At 56.0% G+C, this 13,260-nt stretch carries 16 protein-coding genes and 1 other RNA gene; 10 read left to right on the plus strand and 7 right to left on the minus strand.

The features are described 5' to 3' along the window. Window positions 1-71 precede the first annotated feature (71 nt). The gene (locus AAC636_RS07795; RefSeq protein ID WP_340301015.1) at window positions 72-1,487 is read right to left on the minus strand and encodes a cryptochrome/photolyase family protein; all 1,416 of its coding nucleotides are present in this window, start codon (window positions 1,485-1,487) and stop codon (window positions 72-74) included. A gap of 282 nt (window positions 1,488-1,769) precedes the next feature. Between AAC636_RS07795 and AAC636_RS07800 the strand changes: the two genes are divergently transcribed. The 8 genes from AAC636_RS07800 (at window position 1,770) to AAC636_RS07835 (ending at window position 7,153) form a co-directional block, all read left to right on the plus strand. Then, window positions 1,770-2,813, plus strand: coding sequence for an extracellular solute-binding protein (locus AAC636_RS07800; protein ID WP_340301016.1), 1,044 nt, complete (start codon window positions 1,770-1,772; stop codon window positions 2,811-2,813). Window positions 2,814-3,128: 315 nt separating this feature from the next. Beyond that, window positions 3,129-3,482, plus strand: a transfer-messenger RNA (tmRNA) gene (gene ssrA, locus AAC636_RS07805). Window positions 3,483-3,597: 115 nt separating this feature from the next. Beyond that, a complete protein-coding gene (locus tag AAC636_RS07810) occupies window positions 3,598-3,954 on the plus strand; it encodes a DUF4345 family protein (protein ID WP_317654854.1) in 357 nt (118 codons plus the stop codon). A 79-nt stretch (window positions 3,955-4,033) separates the two neighbouring features. Next, window positions 4,034-4,531, plus strand: a complete 498-nt coding sequence (locus AAC636_RS07815; RefSeq protein ID WP_317654856.1) for an SspB family protein — start codon at window positions 4,034-4,036, stop codon at window positions 4,529-4,531. Window positions 4,532-4,594: 63 nt separating this feature from the next. Continuing rightward, window positions 4,595-5,155 (plus strand): class I SAM-dependent methyltransferase, encoded by a 561-nt coding sequence (locus AAC636_RS07820; RefSeq protein WP_340301017.1) that lies wholly within the window; start codon window positions 4,595-4,597, stop codon window positions 5,153-5,155. Window positions 5,156-5,221: 66 nt separating this feature from the next. Then, window positions 5,222-6,616 carry a class II fumarate hydratase gene (fumC, locus tag AAC636_RS07825; protein ID WP_340301018.1) on the plus strand — a complete coding sequence of 465 codons (1,395 nt, stop codon included), beginning with the start codon at window positions 5,222-5,224 and terminating at the stop codon, window positions 6,614-6,616. A gap of 112 nt (window positions 6,617-6,728) precedes the next feature. Further along, window positions 6,729-6,926, plus strand: a complete 198-nt coding sequence (locus AAC636_RS07830) for a DUF4169 family protein (protein WP_340301019.1) — start codon at window positions 6,729-6,731, stop codon at window positions 6,924-6,926. Continuing rightward, complete coding sequence (locus AAC636_RS07835) at window positions 6,923-7,153, plus strand: ribbon-helix-helix domain-containing protein (RefSeq protein WP_340301020.1); 231 nt, start codon at window positions 6,923-6,925, stop codon at window positions 7,151-7,153. The genes AAC636_RS07830 and AAC636_RS07835 overlap by 4 nt, the downstream gene beginning before the upstream one ends. Here the strand turns inward: AAC636_RS07835 and AAC636_RS07840 are convergent. The 3 genes from AAC636_RS07840 to AAC636_RS07850 form a co-directional block, all read right to left on the minus strand. After that, window positions 7,135-8,028, minus strand: a complete 894-nt coding sequence (locus tag AAC636_RS07840; RefSeq protein ID WP_445322547.1) for a fructose bisphosphate aldolase — start codon at window positions 8,026-8,028, stop codon at window positions 7,135-7,137. The two genes, AAC636_RS07835 and AAC636_RS07840, sit on opposite strands and share 19 nt — an antisense overlap. Window positions 8,029-8,120: 92 nt before the next feature. Further along, on the minus strand, window positions 8,121-8,291 hold the full coding sequence (locus AAC636_RS07845; protein ID WP_340301021.1) for a hypothetical protein: 171 nt from the start codon (window positions 8,289-8,291) through the stop codon (window positions 8,121-8,123). Between the two features lie 52 nt (window positions 8,292-8,343). Beyond that, window positions 8,344-9,090 (minus strand): cytochrome c biogenesis CcdA family protein, encoded by a 747-nt coding sequence (locus AAC636_RS07850; protein ID WP_340301022.1) that lies wholly within the window; start codon window positions 9,088-9,090, stop codon window positions 8,344-8,346. Window positions 9,091-9,197: 107 nt separating this feature from the next. Here AAC636_RS07850 and AAC636_RS07855 point away from each other — a divergent pair, with 107 nt between their 5' ends. Continuing rightward, complete coding sequence (locus AAC636_RS07855) at window positions 9,198-9,440, plus strand: sulfurtransferase TusA family protein (protein ID WP_340301023.1); 243 nt, start codon at window positions 9,198-9,200, stop codon at window positions 9,438-9,440. On the opposite strand, the gene AAC636_RS07860 is transcribed toward AAC636_RS07855, so the two are convergent. Genes AAC636_RS07860 through AAC636_RS07870 form a run of 3 tightly spaced genes read right to left on the minus strand, consistent with a single transcriptional unit; the run spans window position 9,437 to window position 12,218 of the window. Beyond that, window positions 9,437-10,525 carry an ABC transporter ATP-binding protein gene (locus tag AAC636_RS07860; protein ID WP_340301024.1) on the minus strand — a complete coding sequence of 363 codons (1,089 nt, stop codon included), beginning with the start codon at window positions 10,523-10,525 and terminating at the stop codon, window positions 9,437-9,439. The two genes, AAC636_RS07855 and AAC636_RS07860, sit on opposite strands and share 4 nt — an antisense overlap. After that, window positions 10,522-11,328, minus strand: a complete 807-nt coding sequence (locus AAC636_RS07865) for an ABC transporter permease (RefSeq protein ID WP_340301025.1) — start codon at window positions 11,326-11,328, stop codon at window positions 10,522-10,524. The genes AAC636_RS07860 and AAC636_RS07865 overlap by 4 nt, the downstream gene beginning before the upstream one ends. Next, a complete protein-coding gene (locus AAC636_RS07870; RefSeq protein ID WP_340301026.1) occupies window positions 11,325-12,218 on the minus strand; it encodes an ABC transporter permease in 894 nt (297 codons plus the stop codon). Before AAC636_RS07870 ends, AAC636_RS07865 begins: the two co-directional genes overlap by 4 nt. 226 nt (window positions 12,219-12,444) lie before the next feature. Between AAC636_RS07870 and AAC636_RS07875 the strand changes: the two genes are divergently transcribed. Further along, complete coding sequence (locus AAC636_RS07875; protein ID WP_340301027.1) at window positions 12,445-13,227, plus strand: glycosyltransferase family 25 protein; 783 nt, start codon at window positions 12,445-12,447, stop codon at window positions 13,225-13,227. Window positions 13,228-13,260 lie beyond the last annotated feature (33 nt).

Genomic DNA, 13,260 nt, shown 5'->3' on the forward strand with positions numbered 1-13,260 from the left:
CCTGACATTGTCAGCCAGTTTCGCCTTAAACCTGTGCAGGCTCAAGCGAATTCATCTCATCGTTGCATGTGTTAAGAATTTCGCGCGCTATATGCGGCAAGCGCCCGCGCGCGCCCCTCGGCCAGATCCACAATGGGTCGGGTGGGATAGCCCATTTTAGGCTGCAAATTCCACGACCGCGGTGCGGCTTCAAAGAAATCAAGCGCGGTTTGCGGTGCAGGGTTTGACAGTTCGGCAATCCAGCGCGCCCGATACCGCCCGTGCTTGTCGAATTTTTCGCCTTGGGTTTCTGGGTTGAAGATGCGGAAATAAGGGGCCGCATCAGGGCCAGAGCCCGCAACCCATTGCCACCCCATCGCATTGGCGGCGGGATCCCAATCAATCAGGCAATCGGCGAACCAATCAAGGCCAATTTTCCAATGGCACATCATATGTTTGGTTAGATAGGACCCCACCAACATCCGCGCGCGATTGTGCATGCGCCCCGTCACATACAGCTCGCGCATCGCAGCATCGATCACTTGAATGCCCGTCCGCCCCTGTTTCCACGCCAGAACCTGCGGGGCATGCGGGTCGGTGGCCCATGGGAAACTGTCCCAGTCAGGGCGCCAATTCTCAGTCGCAATCTGGGGCGAGTGATACAGAAGATGATAGGCGAATTCGCGCCAAACCAATTCTTTTACAAAATGCTCGGCCCCCGCCGCACCATGGCGATGTGCTTCCCACCCTAAATGCCAGATCTCGCGCGGGCTGATTTCGCCAAGCGAGAGATGCTCGGACAGGTTAGAACAGGCGTCTTGATCGAGAAAATCACGCTGGTCCTTATAGGCGGCCACCTTGTCACCGAGGAATTGCGCCAGACGGGTTTGGGCGGCCTCGGCCCCGATTTGCGCATAGCGCGCCAAAACGCCCGCGCCACGGCGCATCTGCGGCGCAAGGTTCAGATCTTCGGCCGATAGGCTGTCAAGCGCGTGATCTACCCCGCGCAAGGCGGGCACAGGCAAGGGGCGCGCCACATCACGCCCCATCACCGCGCGCCAATAGGGGGTATAGACGCGATAAAACCCGCCCTGCCCTGTTTGCACTTCCCATGGCTCGAACAGGAGATGGCCATTATGGCTCTGCGCGGCGATGCCTTGATCGCGCAACGCGGTCTTGATGGCGCTGTCGCGTGCGCGGGCATGGGGGTCATAGAGCCTGTTCCAATGCACCGCCTTGGCCCCAGTCGTGGCCACAAGATCCGCCAAGACCGCATCAGCCGCCCCTTTGCGGATCACCAGATCAAGACCCTGCGCATGATAGGCGCGGGCCAAGGCGCACAGCCCCATTTCATAGCGCCAACGCGGGGCCGCGCCCATCTGATCAATGCTGTCATCCAAAATCACAACGGGGATCACAGGCCCCATAGCGGCGGCGGCCACAAGCGCGGGATTATCGCTGAAACGAAAATCACGGCGGATCCAGTATAGGACAGGCGCGTCTGTCATGGCCCCTCTTTTTTATCTTTGGCCGCTGGCGCGATTGGCCTTGGCAGTTCCTGTTTTGGGGCGGTGTCACAAGGCCCAACCCGATCTTTTGGATGCAAGCTAGTGCAGCATCTGGCGGGTCAAGGTATGGGGGGTAAAATCTCGGGTCACAAACTGCTTAATGCTGTGGCACGTGCCCGATCCCAAAGTGCGAATTTCGCGAATCCTCTTGCGTGATGGTTGGCTTCGCCCTAGCGTCCGTTGCGATTTTTCCCTTAACTCACAGGATCGGGATTGCTGCTTATGACCAAGAAAATGCTCTTTAGCACTGTTGCACTGATGGCGATGTCTGGTGTGGCCCTCGCCCAAGATAGCGAATTGACCGTGTTCGATTATTCGGGCTTTGAAGAACCTGGTTACCACCAACCCTATATCGACCAACATGGCGCAAGCCCCAGCTTTGTGTTCTTCGGGGATGAGGACGAAGCGTTTCAGCGTCTTGTCTCTGGGTTCAAATCCGATGTGACCCATATTTGCGCAGGCTCCGTGCCGCGGTGGCAAGAGTCGGGCATCATCGAACCATGGGATCAGAACCGCATCGCGGCCTTTGACACTCTCGATGCAAGCCTCGTGGGTCAAGATGTGCTTGCGGGCACGTCTGAATTGTTCTTCTTGCCCACCGATTACGGCACGACCGCGATCACCTATAACACCGAGGAAGTGACCGCAGAACAGGTGGCCTCGCTGCAGGTCTTCACTGATCCCGCCTTCGCGGGCCGCTTGTCGATCCCTGACAATGTGGATGACGCCTATGCGCTGGCCTATCTCGCCACGGGCGTGACCGATTGGACAAAAGCCACAGATGCCGAGTTCGAGGCCGCCACCGAATGGCTGCGTTCGATTCACGAAAACCTGCGCACCTATTGGACCGACCCCGCCGAATTGGGCCAGTTGATGGCATCGGGCGAGGTTCTGGTGGCTTGGGCATGGAACGAGGTGCCCGTGGCATTGGCCGATGAAGGCTTCCCCGTTGGGTTCGAGCGTAACACGGTCGAGGGCACATCTGTCTGGCTCTGCGGCTATGTGAAAATGGCCGATGCACCAGGGTCCGAGGATAAGGCCTATGACTTCGTCAACGCGATGCAGTCCGAGGTGTCAGCACAGCCCCTGCTTGATGGCGGCTTTGGCACCGCCAATAGCGCGGCCCTTGCCGCCCTTGGCGCAGAAACGCTCGAGTCCAATGGCTTGGGCGAAGTGACCGTGCCTCTTCTGGCACAGCTGCCCATCAGCAACGACCGCCGCGAAGCACAGGCCGAGGCCTTTGTGCGGATCAAAGCAGGCTTCTGATTTAGGTCAGATGGTGGAATGAGACGAGCGCCCGAAAAGGCGCTCGTTTTGTGTTTGGGGGGGAGGAAGTTTTCCGTTGCCGTTCGCTCACCGCGCTGTAATGGCCGTCATATGCAAGCAAAGGCGATTTGGGGAACCGTAATCTTCAATCCACCTATCAGAGTCGGTTTGGGCCGCAGCGTAATTGCGACATTCTCGGCCACCGCTTGAAAGCATGCAACGGACCGTTCATGGTTCTTCATGGCGTCTTGGTGCCAAACTTTGCAAAGTCCGCTTTCTGCGCATGCGGCAATTTACGCGGGGGCGCAGCGCTCCCCCCTTCCCATCCGCCCCCGCAGCGCCTATATTCCACCTGCTCCCTCCGGGGGGCTATGGACATAAACGCGCTCGTAATAAGCGGATCGGACCCGGGGGCGGTACCCGGCGGCTCCACCATACCCCGTCATTTGCGGATCATGGGGCCGAAATAGGATCGACGAACGTCTAAAGGGGTTAGCTTTGTCTCGGTGAGATACCACCGTTATCGGTTCAAATCGTACAGTTGCAAATGACAACCGTGCTCCGGCAATGGCTCTGGCTGCATAAGCAGTTCGGGTCGCCGAAACTAAGCCCTTGCGCCTAGCCGCGTAAGGCGGGGTCCGCAGGCACCTGGCAACAGAAGCCTGCACTCCCCCCCCGATTGCCACCTAAATCGCGAAAAAGATTTTCTTGCAGATGCAAGGAAAAGTGATCCAATCCCCTGTCCCCGCCGAATAAGAGGAAAGACAGGGCTTGGAAGGGTCAGATGGGCATCGTTGATATTCTAAATTTCGCGGCGGGCGCGATCACCATCGCCCTTGGCGCGCTTGGGTGGTTGGCCACGCGTTGGACGATGGATGTGCTTGATATGCGCGCAGGCCCCACCAATATGGCCTATACCGAAGTCTCTGCCGCCTCGGGCTGTTTGTTTGTGGGCCTTGGTCTGGGCGCGATTTTGATCAATGACCCGCTGGCATGGGTTGTGGTGGGATTGGCCTATGCGGGGGCGGCGCTTGGTCGGATCACCTCGATCCTGCGCGACAAGGCGTGGTCGCGTCAAAGCCTGACCTTTTTCGGCTGCGAGGCGGGATTGGCCGCGTGGTTGATCCTCGCAAATAGCTGAGGCGCGGGCCAAAACCGCGCTTTCTTTCCGTTCCGAATCTTCTATGCTTGGGGCTGCAGATGCAGCAAAGGCAATGATGATGAGTTCGAGTTCCAACGCCTCTATCCCCTATGGTCGCTTGATGCATCACGCGATGCGCAAGCTGATCCAGACTGTGCTAGAGGATGTTGCGGATAACGGCCTGCCGGGAAACCATCATTTCTTTATCACCTTCGCCACGGGCCATCCTGATGTGGAAATGGCCGATTGGCTGCGCGAGCGCTATGACGCGGAAATGACCATTGTGATCCAACATTGGTATGACGCGCTTGAGGTGGATGAGGACGGGTTTTCCATCGTTCTGAATTTTGGCGACAACCCCGAGGCGCTGCGCGTGCCTTTTGACGCGATTGTCACCTTTGTTGATCCTTCGGTTGAATTTGGTCTGCGGTTTGAATCGGTGGAAGCCGAAGATGACACCCCCGATCCAGACACCCCCGCCGAGGATGACCCCGTCACAGACCCCGACCCCGCCCCGAAAGGGGCCAAAGCGCAGGGCGAAGTGGTATCTCTGGATCGGTTCAGAAAAAATACCTGAAATTTGTGGGCATCCCGCATATTCGACATAAATAAATTACAATATCCCTGCATCGGATGCGGTATGAACAAAGATCTACGCCTATTCCTCTCTCAGATTGTGTCAAAACCCTATCAGGTTGTGGCATTGGCCCCCTCATCGGCGGCGCTGTGCCAAGAGATGGTTGCAGGTCTTGATCCCAATAAAGGCCCCGTGATCGAATTGGGCCCGGGCACGGGCAATATCACCCGCGCCATTTTGGGCCGTGGCATTGCCCCGCACATGCTGCATTCGGTTGAGATGAACCCCAACTTTTGCACCCATCTGCGCGAGAGTTTTGCAGGGGTGAATGTCCATCACATGAGCGCCTGTGATCTCGACAGATTGGGGTTAAACAATGTGCAGGCCGTGATCTCGGGCCTGCCGCTCCTGTCGATGCCCATCGGGGTGCAGCGCGATATTCTCAAAGACAGTTTCAACAGCCTCGCGCCCGAGGGCAGCTTTGTACAATTCACCTATGGGCCAAACCCTTCGGTGAATGCCGATCTGCGCAAAGAGATGGCCCTGTCATGGACACGCAGCGATAAGATTTGGCGCAACCTGCCCCCTGCCCGCGTCTATCGCTTTACGCGGCCGATGCACTAAATTCCCCGTTGCGATTAAGCGGCGCAGGCCCTATTTGGTATGCAACAGCATACTGGAGGATCTTTGATGACCCAAACCCGCACCGAATCCGATAGTTTTGGCCCGTTGGAGGTTCCTGCCGACCGCTATTGGGGCGCGCAGACACAGCGCAGCTTGATGAACTTCCCCATTGGGTGGGAGAAACAGCCCGTTGCCATCGTGCGCGCCCTTGGGGTGATCAAACGCGCCTGTGCCGAGGCGAATAAGGCAAGCGGCAAACTGCCCGCGAACTTGGCCGATGCCATGATCACCGCTGCGCAAGAGGTGATCGATGGTAAGCTTGATGATCATTTCCCCCTTGTGGTGTGGCAAACAGGCTCTGGCACGCAATCCAACATGAACGCGAATGAGGTGATCTCGAACCGCGCAATTGAGATTTTGGGCGGTGTGATTGGCTCGAAAGCCCCCGTTCACCCCAATGACCATTGCAATATGGGGCAGTCGTCTAACGACACCTTCCCCACCGCCATGCATATCGCCGCCACAATGACCGCGCGCGATGTGTTGCTGCCTGGCCTCGACAAACTGGCCACCGCCCTTGAGGCGAAGGCCAAGGAGTTCAAAGACATTATCAAGATTGGGCGCACCCATACCCAAGATGCGACCCCGCTGACCTTGGGGCAAGAATTCTCGGGCTATGCGCAGCAAATCCGCAATGGGATTGCCCGTATCAAAATGGCCCTGCCGGGCATTTACGAGTTGGCGCAGGGCGGCACAGCGGTTGGCACTGGCCTGAACACAGATAAAGGCTGGGACACCACCGTTGCGGCCAATATGGCGCGGATCACGGGCCTGCCCTTCATCACCGCACCCAATAAATTCGAAGCCTTGGCCGCGCATGACGCGATGGTCTTTATGTCGGGCGCGATTAAAACAACGGCGATGGCCGCCTATAAGATCGCCAATGATATGCGCTTCTTGGGCTCTGGCCCGCGGTCGGGCCTTGGGGAATTGATCCTGCCCGAAAATGAACCAGGCAGCTCAATCATGCCCGGCAAAGTGAACCCAACACAAGCCGAGGCGATGACACAGGTCTGCGCCCATATCTTGGGCAATGATGCCGCGATTTCCTTTGCGGGCAGCCAAGGCCATTTTGAATTGAACGTCTATAACCCGATGATGGCCTATAACCTGCTGCAATCCATGCAGCTGTTGGGGGATGCTGCCGATAGCTTTACCGAGCGTATGCTGAAAGACACACAGGCCAATGTCGAGCGGATCGAAAAACTAATGCGCGAAAGCCTGATGTTGGTCACCGCGCTTGCGCCCACGATCGGTTATGACAATGCCACCAAGGTAGCGAAAACTGCGCATAAGAATGGCACCACCTTGCGCGAAGAAGCCATCAATCTGGGCTTTGTCGATGGAGAAACCTTTGACCGCGTGGTGCGGCCCGAAGATATGATTGGCCCAAAAGGCTAATCACTGCTGCATTTTCATCACGGATGATGGGGTGCCTCTTGCAGGCACCCCATTTTTCTTGCCAAATCACTGATGAAACCGCCAGATAGCCACCTTGCAAAGAGTGACGAGTATGAGCCAGATCATCAATCTACGCCGCGCGCGCAAGGAAAAACAACGCATGAAGAACCGCGAACAGGCATCTGAAAATTCTGTAAAATTTGGTCAATCAAAGACTGAGAAATTACTTGCCGCCACGCGCGAGGCGCGTCTACGCGAAGTGTTGGATCAGCATAAACTGACCCCCGATTCAGAATATGATGCAGAATGACTGACCGCCCCCAAAAGCATTCCCTCACCTTGCGCGGGCATCGCAGCTCCGTCTCATTGGAGGATCCGTTTTGGGAGGAATTCTGCACCATTGCCGCTGCGCGCGGGCAGTCGGTGAATGCCCTAGCCGCAGAAATAGACGAGGCCCGTGGATTATCCTCGGGCCTTGCCACGGCGATTAGGTTATTTGTCCTGAAGGAACTGCGCGCTCAAAGAGACGCGCGGTAAATCTTATCAATATTCGCCCCAAGTTCCGCGTTAAATTCGGCATCGGATTGCGCCACATTTAAGCCTTCGGTCAGGGCACGGCTAAAGCTTGCTATCATTTTTGGGTTTTGCGACAGGCGCGCACAAGCGTCGTCTGTGCTATAGCCCCCCGACAGGGCCACCACCCGCAAGACACGGGGGTGATCGGCCAAACCATCATAAAGCCCTGCTTCATTTGGAATGGTCAGCTTGAGCATCACCTCATGGCCAACGGCCAGTTGATCCAAATGGCGGGCAATGGCATCGCGCAATAGGGTTTCCGCCTCGGATTTTGTATCTGCGTGAATATTCACTTCTGGCTCAATAATCGGCACCAACCCTGCTGCGCAGACCTCTGCCGCAAGATCGAATTGCTGCGCCACGACCGCCTCGATGCCACCAGCATTGGCGGCATGGATGACCGAGCGTTCCTTGGTGCCAAAGACGCCAAAGGCGCGCGCATCTGACAAAAGCGCCGTTAAGCCCGAAATCGGTTTAAGAAGCTGCACATCATCGCGCGTCTCTTCCAAGCCTTTGTCGATTTTCAAAAACGGCACAACGCCCTTATCGCGCCACAGAAGTTCTGCCACAGGCGTGCCGTTGATCGTGTCGCGCATGGTGCGCTCGAACAGGATAGCGCCTAGAATTTTCTCGGCGGTAAAATCGCGCGCCATAATGATCCGAGCGCGCATCTGATGCATCAGCGCAAACATTTCCGCCTCGCTGCTATAAGCATCTTCCGTGATGCCATAAAGCGCCAGCGCCTTCGGAGTGGAGCCGCCCGATTGATCCAAAGCGGCGATAAAACCTGCATCCGTCATGATGCGCGTGCGCATGTCTTGGAACATATCAAACATCGTAAAACCGCCTTTTTCTAGCTGCGCCTTTTTGGCTGCATACGCCAATAAAACAAGGCTGCATAGGGGCATGGGCGATGTTATCGCTACCGTTAGCGCTGCGTGTTGTTTAGCCAAATCCCATTGGCGGCGCGCAGGGTGAGATGGGCCTGTTTCGCGGCCTCGCGGCGATACCGTTCGCGCAAGGCGCGTGGCGGCGCAGGGCCAAACCCTGGCACAAAGAACACCGCCCTATGGCGCACGATATGACCCACCCGATCCATGCGGCCAGACTATCGCCAAAAGAGTGGAAATTGCTATATGAAAAAGGAATCTTTAACCAAGCGCACCAAGGGCTGGGAAATTCTCTAAAAGCCAGAAAGAAAAGGCGGAAAACGCACCCGTCAAAAGGGCAAGCCCCACGACAATCAAAAGCGCCCCCATCAGCCGCTCGATAAGCTTCATATGGCGCTTGAGCCGCGCCATGACCCCCATCGCACGCTCAAGAAACAGCGCGCTTAGCAGGAACGGTATCCCCAAGCCTGCGGCATATACCCCAAGTAAGATTGTGCCTCGCGCAAGGCTGGCCTCATTCGCGGCCAAGGTCAGGATCACGCCAAGCTGCGGGCCGATGCACGGCGTCCAGCCAAAGGCAAAAGCCAAGCCCAAGACATAGGCCCCAAGTGCAGACCCGCCCCGATCACCCGCATCAAGCCGTGCTTCGCGATCCAACATCGAGATACGGAAAACCCCTAAAAAATGAAGGCCAAAAATGATGATAACCGCGCCCGAGATACGGGATAACAGAATTTGGTTTTGCAGAAAAAACTGGCCGAAAATCGAGGCGGTAAAGCCCAAAAATAAAAACACGGTCGAAAGGCCCAGAACAAAAAACAAGGCCGCAACGACAGCACGATTGCGTCCCCGCCCCTTAGCCTCGTCTAAGCTGATCCCGCCCATATAGGCCAGATAAGGTGGAACAATGGGCAAAACACAAGGGCTGAGAAAACTCAACACCCCTGCGGTTAACGCGACTAAGACCGCGGGCAAAAGCGATGCGTCATATAAATCGATTCCGAACATGAGTTTGGCTTTAGGGTATTTTTGCCCCTGCGTCACCCATGGCCTGTCTGCGCAGGAGATCACATTCTTGTGGACGGCATGCAGGCCCGCAGGCTAAGCCACACCCCATGCAAGACCAACCCGTATATGAGATTGAAATTGATGCGCGCGATTTGCGCTGCCCTCTGCCTGTTTTACGTCTGCAAAAGGCGATACGGGCGGCGCAGATCGGTGCGGTGGTCAAGCTCTGTGCCACCGATGCGATGGCCCAGATTGATGTGCCGCATTATTGCGCCGAGGCGGGCCACGCCCTCATCTCATCTCACCAAGAGAATGGCACCTATACGTTTTTTGTGGAAAAACGCGGCTAAGTGAAAACCGTAAATGCGCGCGGGTCCCAACTGACGCGGGCGCGCGCGCCGACCTCAAGAACAGGGCGGCCCACCACATTGCGCATAGAAATCCGCACAGGGCGCGCTGCCCCGTCAAGGCGCAAATCATAATAGGTCATATCGCCATAATAGACGACCTCATCCACCACACCTTCGGCGGTGCGCGCGGATTTGGGATCATCGTCAAAGAGGATCGACAGGGTTTCAGGGCGCAGCCCAATGGAAACGGCCCCCGCAGCGCCTGATCCAACCACTTGCTCGGGGGCGATCTCCGCGCGGCCAAGCCCCGCGATATCTACAGAATAACCGCCTGAATGTGCCAAACTGCCCTCAAGGAAATTCATCATCCCGATGAATTCCCCTACCCTGCGGCTGACAGGGCGGCGATAAAGGCGCTCGGGGCCATCCAATTGCGCGATCTCGCCCTCGAACATCACCGCGATGCGATCAGACATGACCAAAGCCTCTTCTTGGTCATGGGTCACAAGGATAAAGGTAATCCCCACTTCGCGTTGCAGTTTGATCAATTCAACCTGCATCACCTCGCGCATTTTTTTGTCCAAGGCCGAAAGCGGCTCATCAAGAAGCAAAACCTTCGGCTTCAGGATCAAGGCACGGGCCAATGCGACACGCTGCCTTTGCCCGCCCGAAAGCGCATGTGCCGCGCGCGCGCCATAGCCCCCAAGGCCCACCATTTCCAAGGCCTGCCCTACGGCGCGTGTCTTATCCGCTGAAGACATTCCCGATTTTCGCAAACCAAAGGCTACGTTTTGCTCGACATTCAAATGCGGGAAAATCGCATAGGATTGAAAAACCATATTGGTCGGGCGATGGTTTGGCGCCACCCCCTCCATATTCTTGCCGCCAAGCATGATCGCGCCTGAGGAGATATCCTCAAAGCCCGCAATCGCGCGCAAAAGCGTGGTCTTGCCACAGCCTGATGGCCCAAGCAGTGAGAAGAACTCACCCTGCCTGATTTCGGCCGTGATGCCCCGCAGCGCATGATAATCGCCGTAATATTTGTGGACATTCTCTAGCCGGATGATTGGCTCTTGCTTGGTCATAAAAACTCTCCAACATCGCGCTTGCCTGCACGGCGCAGGCCACGGCGGCGGAAATATTCGGCAGTAATCAACAGAATAATCGATAACGCCACCAACAATGTACCAAGCGCCATGATCACAGGAACCCGCGCAGGAAAGCGCAGCAAACCCCAGATATAAACGGGCAAGGTTGGCTCATTCCCAGACAGGAAGAAGGCGATAATAAATTCGTCCAGACTGATTGTGAAGCAGATCAAAAGGGACGCAATGATGCCAGGGGCGACAAGCGGCAAGGTGACAAGGCGAAAGGTGCTGAGCGGTGTTTCGCCCAAATCCACAGCCGCCTCTTCTAGGCTTTTGTCCATATTGGCAAAGCTGCCTTGCAGGATCGCAATTGAAAACGGGGTGCAGATCAAAACATGGCCCGCAATCACCGACCAAATCCCTGTGGACAGCCCCGCTTGGATCAACACGACCAATAAGGACACCGCCACGATGATTTCGGGCAGAACCAAGGGCAACATGACAAAGCCCACAATTCCCCCTTTGGCAGGAAAATTATACCGCGTGGCCGCGCGTGCCGCGAACAGGCCAAAACAGGTCGACAAGACCGCAACCGAGACCGCGATAAAGACAGAATTGCGCGTGGCCTCAACCAAGGCTTGAGTGGTGAAAACCTCGATGAACCAGCCAAAAGTAAAGCCCTGCAACGGGAAGGCGATGACCGTGCCCGAATTGAAGGCAAATAATGGCAAAAGCACAATCGGTGCGTATAAAAACACCAAATAAAGGATCACATAGATCTTAAGGCTTTGCCCCTTCATTTCGATTTGCCCCCGCGTGTCCACCGCAATGTGCCAAGGATCATCACAAGCGAGACAAACCCCACCATCAACATTGCCAGAACCGATAAGGTCGCCCCCATCGGCGCGTTATTGAGGCGCATGAATTGTGTTTGGATCATATTGGCAATCATCGTGCCATCCGACCCGCCCACAAGACGCGGGGTGACGTAATCGCCGATTGTCGGAATAAACACGATTAAAACCGCCGCCAAAACACCCGGCATCGCAAGGGGCAATGTGACGCGCAAAAACACCATCACACGATTTTCCCCCAAATCGCGCCCCGCCTCATGCAAGGATCTATCTATTTTCTCAAGGCTGACGAAAATCGGCAAAATCGCAAATGGGGCATAAGCATGCGCCAAGGTAATAACCACGGAATTGGCCGAGTAGAGGATCCAGGCCAAAGGCTCGTCTATCACACCAAGGCCCACCAATGTGCCGTTTACAGGCCCGTCATAGGCCAAGATCACCCGCCACAAAAACACGCGGATCAGGTAGCTCGTCCAAAACGGGATTGTGATCAAAAACAGCCACAAGGATTTGCGTTCTGGGGCCACATAGAAGGACACGAAATAGGCCACGGGAAAGGCCAAGACGACCGTGATGGCCGTCACCGATAACGATATGCACAAAGAGCGCGACAGCAATTCCATATATAGCGGGTCTGTGAAGGCCTCGCGGTAATTCGACAAAGTAAAGCTGCGATCAATCGTCATGAAATCCTGCGTCCAGAAGGAAAACAAAACAATCGCGGCCAAAGGGGCAGCCAGCAGCAAAACCGCGTAAATGAATGGGGGCGCGATCAGAACCATTCCTTTGGTCTCATCGCGGCGCAGGAACCTTCCCAGATCAAAGGATCGGGCCATTTATATCCCCCAAATTCGCCCCTAATCAGGGGTGCATAGCATTCGACCTTTAGAAGAAATCAATCTTTGCGCAAGGGATTCGATGCGTGCAGGCGCAAGATCGGGCGCTTGCGCGAATATTCTGCACAGTCGTGCCGCACCATTGCCTACGCCTTGGCCCTTGCACCAACGCAGGCAAGCCTGTAGCCCCTTTTTCACCAACACTTACAGGCCCATCATAATATCCATGCCCCAATCTGCACGCGCCTCCCTTGATAAGGTGAAAACCTATGTGATCAATTTGGATCGCGCGCCTGCGCGCTTGGCCAAACTTGACGCGCGGCTTCGGGCGATTGGCCTGCCCTATCAGCGGATCGCGGCGGTGGATGGCAAAATGCTGCAGTTTCCGCATCCTGATTTCAGCGATTTGGCCTATCGCCTGCTGCATGGCCGCAGACGCGCGCCTGCTGAGGTTGGGTGTTACTTTAGCCATATCGAGGCCCTGCGCGAATTTCTAAACAGTGACGCGGATCATGCGCTGATCTTAGAAGATGACATTACATTCGAGCCCGATTTTACGAAGGTCATGCAGGCCGCAGTCGCGCGCGCGGGCGAATGGGATATTCTGCGCCTTTCAACTGTGAACACGGGCCGCGCCATTCCCTATAGCGGGCTTACTGGGCGCTACCGTCTGGCCGTGGCGCTGACCCGAGAAAAAGGTGCGGGGGCCTATATGGTCAATCGGCGCGCGGCCAAATGGTTGGTGCGGCAACTGCCCATGCGGTTGGCCTATGACATTATGTTTGACCTCGAATATCTTGCAGGCCTGCGGGCGGTTTTCGTCAAACCCCTACCTTGCGCGCAAATTACGGGCGAGGTGACGCAAATCCAAAACCAAGGGCCTGATTTCAAACTGCCCAAATGGCGCTATTTGACGGTTTTGCCCTATCGCGCATGGCTGGAAATCTCTCGCTTGATCATACGGCTATTTCAACTATTCCATGCATGGGGCACTGGCCTTCTGCGATAAGATGATCGCAGCAAAATCGAAGCTTTGATTTAA

This window comes from Roseobacter sp. HKCCD5988 (genome assembly GCF_037830355.1).
Taxonomy (GTDB): domain Bacteria; phylum Pseudomonadota; class Alphaproteobacteria; order Rhodobacterales; family Rhodobacteraceae; genus M30B80.

Bases quoted from the DNA above. Each gene is read 5' to 3' on its own strand.
- AAC636_RS07795 (WP_340301015.1), bottom strand. From the start codon at position 1,487: ATGACAGACGCGCCTGTCCTATACTGGATCCGCCGTGATTTTCGTTTC.
- AAC636_RS07830 (WP_340301019.1), top strand. From the start codon at position 6,729: ATGAGCCAGATCATCAATCTACGCCGCGCGCGCAAGGAAAAACAACGC.
- AAC636_RS07860 (WP_340301024.1), bottom strand. From the start codon at position 10,525: ATGACCAAGCAAGAGCCAATCATCCGGCTAGAGAATGTCCACAAATAT.
- AAC636_RS07870 (WP_340301026.1), bottom strand. From the start codon at position 12,218: ATGGCCCGATCCTTTGATCTGGGAAGGTTCCTGCGCCGCGATGAGACC.
- AAC636_RS07865 (WP_340301025.1), bottom strand. From the start codon at position 11,328: ATGAAGGGGCAAAGCCTTAAGATCTATGTGATCCTTTATTTGGTGTTT.
- AAC636_RS07835 (WP_340301020.1), top strand. From the start codon at position 6,923: ATGACTGACCGCCCCCAAAAGCATTCCCTCACCTTGCGCGGGCATCGC.
- AAC636_RS07855 (WP_340301023.1), top strand. From the start codon at position 9,198: ATGCAAGACCAACCCGTATATGAGATTGAAATTGATGCGCGCGATTTG.
- AAC636_RS07875 (WP_340301027.1), top strand. From the start codon at position 12,445: ATGCCCCAATCTGCACGCGCCTCCCTTGATAAGGTGAAAACCTATGTG.
- AAC636_RS07800 (WP_340301016.1), top strand. From the start codon at position 1,770: ATGACCAAGAAAATGCTCTTTAGCACTGTTGCACTGATGGCGATGTCT.
- AAC636_RS07850 (WP_340301022.1), bottom strand. From the start codon at position 9,090: ATGTTCGGAATCGATTTATATGACGCATCGCTTTTGCCCGCGGTCTTA.
- AAC636_RS07815 (WP_317654856.1), top strand. From the start codon at position 4,034: ATGAGTTCGAGTTCCAACGCCTCTATCCCCTATGGTCGCTTGATGCAT.
- AAC636_RS07820 (WP_340301017.1), top strand. From the start codon at position 4,595: ATGAACAAAGATCTACGCCTATTCCTCTCTCAGATTGTGTCAAAACCC.
- AAC636_RS07845 (WP_340301021.1), bottom strand. From the start codon at position 8,291: ATGGATCGGGTGGGTCATATCGTGCGCCATAGGGCGGTGTTCTTTGTG.
- AAC636_RS07810 (WP_317654854.1), top strand. From the start codon at position 3,598: ATGGGCATCGTTGATATTCTAAATTTCGCGGCGGGCGCGATCACCATC.
- AAC636_RS07840 (WP_445322547.1), bottom strand. From the start codon at position 8,028: ATGTTTGATATGTTCCAAGACATGCGCACGCGCATCATGACGGATGCA.
- fumC (WP_340301018.1), top strand. From the start codon at position 5,222: ATGACCCAAACCCGCACCGAATCCGATAGTTTTGGCCCGTTGGAGGTT.